This window comes from Streptomyces sp. 378 (genome assembly GCF_030124145.1).
GTDB lineage: Bacteria > Actinomycetota > Actinomycetes > Streptomycetales > Streptomycetaceae > Streptomyces.
Window position 1 is genome coordinate 1 of the sequence record NZ_JASKMS010000068.1, and the last position, 6,577, is coordinate 6,577.

1 protein-coding gene and 2 pseudogenes are annotated in these 6,577 nt (G+C 69.7%); 2 read left to right on the forward strand and 1 reads right to left on the reverse strand.

The genetic code is table 11. The features are described 5' to 3' along the window. Positions 1 to 62: 62 nt before the first annotated feature. A pseudogene (locus tag QNO09_RS39370) lies at positions 63 to 1,732 on the reverse strand (RHS repeat-associated core domain-containing protein); the annotation flags it as partial. A gap of 1,915 nt (positions 1,733 to 3,647) precedes the next feature. Here QNO09_RS39370 and QNO09_RS40235 point away from each other — a divergent pair. Together QNO09_RS40235 and QNO09_RS39375 are read left to right on the forward strand one after the other, a co-directional pair. Further along, positions 3,648 to 3,911, forward strand: a pseudogene (locus QNO09_RS40235) (esterase/lipase family protein); the annotation flags it as partial. Between the two features lie 884 nt (positions 3,912 to 4,795). Next, positions 4,796 to 6,553, forward strand: a complete 1,758-nt coding sequence (locus QNO09_RS39375; RefSeq protein WP_283975026.1) for a P-loop NTPase — start codon at positions 4,796 to 4,798, stop codon at positions 6,551 to 6,553. The last annotated feature ends 24 nt before the right edge of the window (positions 6,554 to 6,577 follow it).

Below are 6,577 nucleotides of genomic sequence, written 5' to 3' on the forward strand. Positions count from 1 at the left end.
CCGGTGTTACCGCACGCACGACGAGCCGTCAGCCCCTACGACTCCACGAGTTCAACCTCAGTAGTGACGGTCTCCACCCGGCCCAGCGCGTCGTACGTGTAGGTCGTCTTGCCCAGCGGCGCCGGCGGGATGACGGTTTTGAGGTTGCCCTTGGTGTCGTACTCGAAGGAGGTGACCTTGCTGTTGCCGTCCTTGGCCGTGCAGCGCTGGCCTTCGAAGCCGCCGCACTTCGGGGTGGCTTCGTTGTAGGTGTACTCGCGAGTTCCGCCGGCGGTGCCGGAGGTGGTCACCGACATGGTGTTGCCGTTGGCGTCGTACTTGAAGGGGTCCTTGCGGCCGTCCGCGCTGGTGAAGTCGTTCGGCAGATCAGTGCCAGCGATGGTCTGGTAGGCCGTCACGGAAGCCGTCGCCCCGAGCGGGAGCTTCTGGGAGATGGCGTTGTTGCGGCCGTTCCAGCCGTAGGTGGTGGTGTTGCCGCCCGTGCCGTCCGCGCCCGTGCCCATCGCGTCGATCGCCGTCTGGGTCAGGTGGTTCTTGTAGGTGGCGTGGCGGGAGTGGCCGAGGGGGTCGGTGACCTTGGTGACCTCCCCGTCGGCGTTGTGGATGTACTTGGTGGCGTCGCCGTCGGGGTCGGTGACCGTCGTGGTGCCCGCGTCGGAGGGGGTGGCGGCCGTGTAGTCGTAGCGCCAGGTCGGACCTGTGTGGCCGACGCTCGTGGACTCGGTGGCGCGTTGCATGGACTTGACGCGGTTGTGGGCGTCGTAGGTGAACAGCGTGACCGTGCCCTCGGGGGTGGTCACCTTGGTCAGGCGGCGTGAGGAGTCGTACTCGTAGGCGGTGGCCTTGCCGTCGGTGTCGGTGACCTTGGCCAGGTTGCCTTCCGCGTCCAGGTCGAGGACGGCCGTTCGGCCGGTGTGGTCCTTGGCCTGCCACTGGTTGGGGTAGGTCTTGACCAGGTCGATCCAGCGGCCCGAGCGGGTCTCGGTGAGTTTGAAGCCCTTGTGCTCGCTGCCCTCGTCGTGCTGGTCGACAGTGATCACGCCGTCGTTCTTGTCGGTGACCTTGGCCAGCGTGCCGTGCTCGTCGTAGGTGTCCTTCGTACCCGACTTGCGGTCGGTCAGCGTGTAGGTGCCGTCCGCGTTCTTCTTCAGGTCCTTGGAGTAGCCCGTCGGCGTGGTGTAGCCGCCGGTGGACGTCTGCTTGAACCGCAGCGCGTCGCCGGTGGCGTCGTAGACGCCAGCTGGAGCTTCTGGCCCACGCCGGCGATGTCGAAGTCCGTCGCGGCGAGCATCAGGTTGCCGTTGGAGAGGTTCACCCGTGCCACGAGCGCGTCGTTCAGGCGCGTGTCGGTGATCCGGTGCCAGGGCACCTCGCCCTGGCCCTCCGGAACGAACGAGGTGGCCTCGGCGGCGGCCCCCGCGCGCTCGGCCCCGGCCTTGCCGCCCGCGGTACGGGCCCGCTGCGCCGCCCGCCACGCGGCGACCTCCGCCGACGGCTCGGCCTCCGCCTGGGACTCCGGTGCCTTCACCGACCCGGCCGGAGTCGCGGGCGCCTCGACCTTCGTCGGTCTCGTCCAAGGGCTCTCCGGCTCCGGTAACTCCGGTTTCGGCGGCACGGCCAGACCCGGTGCCGCCGAGAGCACCACGGCGGCGGCCGTGAGCGCGGACAGGAGAGCGGTTCTGTGTGTTCTTCGGGCACGCCACAGGGACGTGCTCTGCGCACGTGAATGCATCAGCTTCCCCCACGGAAGTCAGACAGACAGTCAGAACAGGCGACCCATACGGTCACCTCGGCCACACAAGCTGTCACAAGAAGCACACAAAGCGACGGGCCATTCCCTGTATCTGCCGTCCCATGCCAGCCGGAATCAGCCCCACCTCTTCGACGGGATGAAGCCCTGCATACCGCAGCAACTCGCCACCTCGACAGGAGGGACTTGCGCGGTCCATTGCGGTTCTCGCAGATCACACTGACTGGAACCCTCGACTTTCGTCGGCACAGCATGCGGCCGTGCGGCAGGAGGCAGCCTGTGGCGCCACCGGGCCTCCGGCGAGCAGCCTTCCGAGCCGGTGAAACGGCCTGCGGCAGGCCTGCCGAACCCGGTCACGGGGAGGGCAGCGCCGGGCCGGCTGTACTCGGCGTCGACGCGGGCGCACTGCGAGACCGTGCTGAGGTCGTTCTACGATTTCCATCTGGAGGAGGGCACCGGCCCGATCATCAACCCGTTCCTCCCAGCACGGGAACGCCCTCGGTTGCCGGCAGCGGCTGGCCGGACGGCCCGGCAGTCGGCGGGAGGCAGGTACCGGCCATCGGTTCCTCAGCGTCTGCCGCGGCGACTGTCCGACGACTGCTTCAACGAGCTGTTCGCCGCGCTGCGTTACGGCCGTGACCGTGCTCTTCTGGCCTTCTGGGTGTCCAACGGGGCCCGGGCCAGCGAGCTGCTGACCACGATCTGGACTGGGTCGCCAACCGCTCCCGGGGAGAGCACGAGTAGACGGAAGGTCACCGACTCCATTACTGGCACTCGACCCGCCAACCCCTTTCGACAGCGCAAGGCCCGGACCAGGCGTCCGGGCCTTCGTCGTGCCCCCGGAATTTTTCTTCCCGGCCGCTGCTGTCCGGGCCCCGGCTTCCAGCCCTACGGGGTGAAAAAGCCCTGCCCGGCAGGACGAGACGCAAGCGCCTGAGCCCTGTCACTGTCCCGCCCGCAATGTCGAACTCACGCCGGAGGCAGTACCGATGACCAGCCGCCAGACTCCCAGGGCAACACCCGCGCCGATCGCCGCTACGCTCAACACGCCCACCCTGGGCCGGGCCGAGACCCCACAGGGACGCTCTTCTGCAGAGAGCCGCAGCAGGACCGCCGACCGCGAGGCGCGCACCACCCCCACGCGGACGACACCACCACAGGTGTCCGCTGTCCTCGATCCCTCTGCTCAAGGGAGCAGCATCATGACCCGGGACAACGCTCCCGCGCCCGTCCCGCAGCAGCCCGCCGTGGGTGCCGGCCTGCCCCGCCGCGATAGGCCAGGGCGCCGTTCATAAGTGCCGGCCGGGGATGTGGAAAACAGCGCACGCCTGGAGGCGGCCCTGGAAGCGTTCGGGCAAACCGTCCGCGCGGCCACCACCCCGAGACCGTCCTGGTGGGCGGTCCGCCGCACCGCGCAGACCAGGCGGCTACCGGCTCTTCGCCGCCAGCCTTGACAACAGTGCGGGCCCGCGCCGGGCTGCGGGGCCGCACTGTTGTCAGCACCAGTTCTCCCCGTTTCCGTACTCGGTGCGACTGAGTGCCTACAATCTGTACCGTGGTGGGGGGAGGGGCTAAGTTGAAGGCTTGTGATCACCTGGTCGTCGTGCTGCCGGGACTCGGGGGAACAGTGCTCTCGGTGGCTGGCCGTCGAGGGCGCCCGACGGGTGAGCCGGTGTGGGGTGCGCGGGCGGCAGATGTGGACCTGCTGCGGAAGCCGCAGCAACTGAGCGTCGCGCAGTTTCCTCGGCTCGCCCCTGCCGGCCTCGTCAAGACCAGGAAGGCCTTCGGGCTGTGGACGGTGGTTCAGGGATACGACCGTCTGTTGACACGGCTGGGCAAGCGGCCGGGAGCACTGGTCGACGACGGAACGGCGCCCGAACCGGACCTCGACGCCAACGTGGTCGCCGTGGGCTACGACTTCCGCTTGGGAGTCGCTGAGGCCGCGGAGACGCTGGACCGCGAGCTGCAACCACGCCTGGCGCACCTCTGGCCCGACGAAAAGGACCGAAGGCGCCGAGTCGTCGTCATCGCGCACTCGATGGGGGGCCTGGTGGCACGCTACTGGGCCGGCGTACTCGGCGGTGCCTCTTGGTGCCGCGGCATCATCACCCTGGGCACACCACATCGGGGCGCACCGAAAGCGCTGGAGGTCATGGCCAACGGTGTGCCGGTCGGCCCCTTCCACATCACCCGGCCGGTCGAGGTCGTCCGGCAGTGGCAGGGACTGGCGGACCTCCTGCCCCGTTATCGCGCCATCACCGACCGCGGTTCCGACGATGCCGTGCGCACCGCCACCGCCGGCCCGCCCTCCCGCCGGGACGTGCTCCTGCGCCCGCACGAACTGCCACTGGCCTGGCTTCGGGAACCTGCCGCACGCGCTCATGCCATGCACCGAGAGATCGAAGCCGGCTGGCAAGGGCTGGACGTCCCTCCCGCGCTCATGCCCCGCATCGGATTCGGACATGCCACGCTGCGGTTCTGCTCCTGGAACGGGGCCGAGGTGACCGTCACCAAAGAAGTGCCCTCCGGCCCCGAACTCGGTGGCTGGGCCGCCGATCTCGGCGACGGGACAGTGCCGATGTACTGCGGTCTGCCGGTGGAGATGGACAACTACCCGCGCATCCACCTGCGGGCACATCGACGCCATGGGCCGATCGCGGAACTGGATGAGACCGAAGCTCTGCTCGACGCCTTCCGGGCCGACCCGGTCCTCTCCGCCTACCGGGCGAATCAGGAGGGCCGAATCGGGCTCGGGCTCGACCTGGACGAGCTGCATCTGCGCGACAGGCCAATCCCCATCGCGGCCACCCCGGTGTCCCTCACCGGAGACCGAGTCCACGCCGGGCAGGCTGCCGTGTGGGCCATCGCAGAGGCGCTCGGAGTGGACGCGCCGCCGCCGGTCGAGGCCCGACTCGAGTGGGACGGCGACGCAGGCCAGTTCCGCGGCGAACTCCCCGGCCTCCCCCCCGGGCCTGGCGAAAGTGACCGTCACAGCACAGGATCTCACCGATTCCCCCGCCACACAGGTCGTGCAGGTACTCGACGATGTCAGCGTCGAGTGAGCGGCGAGCCGTGTGGCCCCAGTGGTCCGCCGACACGGCCCCCGCCGACCTGGCCCGCTACGTGGTACCCGACGCCGTACGCCTGCACGCGCAGATCCCAGGCCCCTCGGCCGCCCCGTCCCTGCGGCGGGTCCAGGAGGTCTGGGACCGCCTGCGGCAGGCCGGAATCGGATACGCCCACGAACCGCCGGACAGCGGGCCGGACGGCCAGTGGATCAGACCTCCGGCCGAACTCCTCGTGGCACCCCGCAACGGAACATGCCTCGACCTGGCCGTGCTGCTGGCCGGGGCCTTCCGCCACACGGGGCTGCACACGGCGGTCCTCATCCTGGACGCGATCGAGCCGGGGCGGCCCGGGCACGCTTTGGTGGCGGTCTCGCTCTCCGGCAGCTGGCCGGGCGGACATCCCGATAGCGGAGTATGGCCCGAGCCCCCGCTGGAGTTCCTCGGTGAGGTGCAGACGCGGTTGGACGGTCCCCCGCGGAGCGTCCTGGTGCTGGACCCCAACGGTATCTCCCACCCGGTCGGTGCCGATGCTCCGGGGACGGATGCCGACCTCAGCGAGGCGGTGGCGACCGGGCGGGCGCACCTCGCATCAGGCGTGTACCGATGGCGGGTCGGAGTGATCGCTGATCCGGCCACCGAGACCTATACGCCCGCACCGCTGCCCGCAGTCCTTCCCCTGCGGGACGCCTACCGGGACCCCGGGACGGCCGAGTCGGCGCTGCGGCTGCTGCGGGCCGAGTACCAGGTCACACCGTTCCAGAGCCGCGACGAGCTGACCGTACTGTCGGCGCTGTGCGAGGAAACCCTCCTGGGCCGCCGCACCGGTGTCGCCGTGGTCATCGGGCGCGGCGGGGCGGGGAAGACCCGACTGGCGCTGGAGCTGGTCGACCGTATGGCGCGTCGCGGCTGGTACGCCGGCGCCCTGAGGGAGCAGGCCCGGGACAGCAGGTCACTGGAATGGCTGGCGGAAGGCACCGCACCCCTGCTCGTCCTGATCGATTACGCCGACGCCCGTGCGGCGTCGACGATCGAGATCCTGCGGGTGGTGGTCCGCAGACGCCGCCCGGCCGTCGTCATCCTCACCGCCCGGGAACGGGAGGGGGAATGGCTGACCCGCATTACCGACGCACTGGAGACCGACTCCCACCCTCACCGTCTGGAGAGCTTCGAACTGCCCGACACCCACCCCCGGCCCAACGACCTGTTCCTGCGCACGTACGCGGCGATCGACCGACGGCCGAGCACCAGCCGCCCGCAACTGCCGGCCCCGGACAAGGGCACCCGGTGGACCACCCTCGACCTGGTCCTGCTCGGCTGGCTCGCAGCACGCGGCAACGGCCCGCTGCCCGTCACGCCCGCTGCCCTGTACGACGAGATCCTGCGCCACGAACGCCGCTACTGGAACACCACGTTCGAAAGCAACACCCGTACAGAGCTGCGCTACACCGATCTCCTGGCTGAAGCCGCGGCCTGCCTCACGCTCCTCACCCCCGCGCCGCACCGGGCCGCTCGGGCCCTGACCGCGGTAGGCAGGCTCGCAGACACCGAGGAACTGCGGGAACAAGTCGCCTCCACCCTCATCACTTGCATGGACCCCGGACCGGGTGAATACGTGGCGATCCGGCCCGACCCGGTGGGCGATCACCATCTGCTCACCACCCTGTCGCGCCGTCCCGACCTCCTCGAACGCTGTCTGAGCTTGGCGTTTAACATCGCAGGTCACTCGTCCTGCTGACCTGCGGTTCTTCCCGGGACAGCG

Excerpts from the sequence above, each read along its gene's own strand:
- QNO09_RS39375 (WP_283975026.1), top strand. The coding sequence starts at position 4,796 with ATGTCAGCGTCGAGTGAGCGGCGAGCCGTGTGGCCCCAGTGGTCCGCC.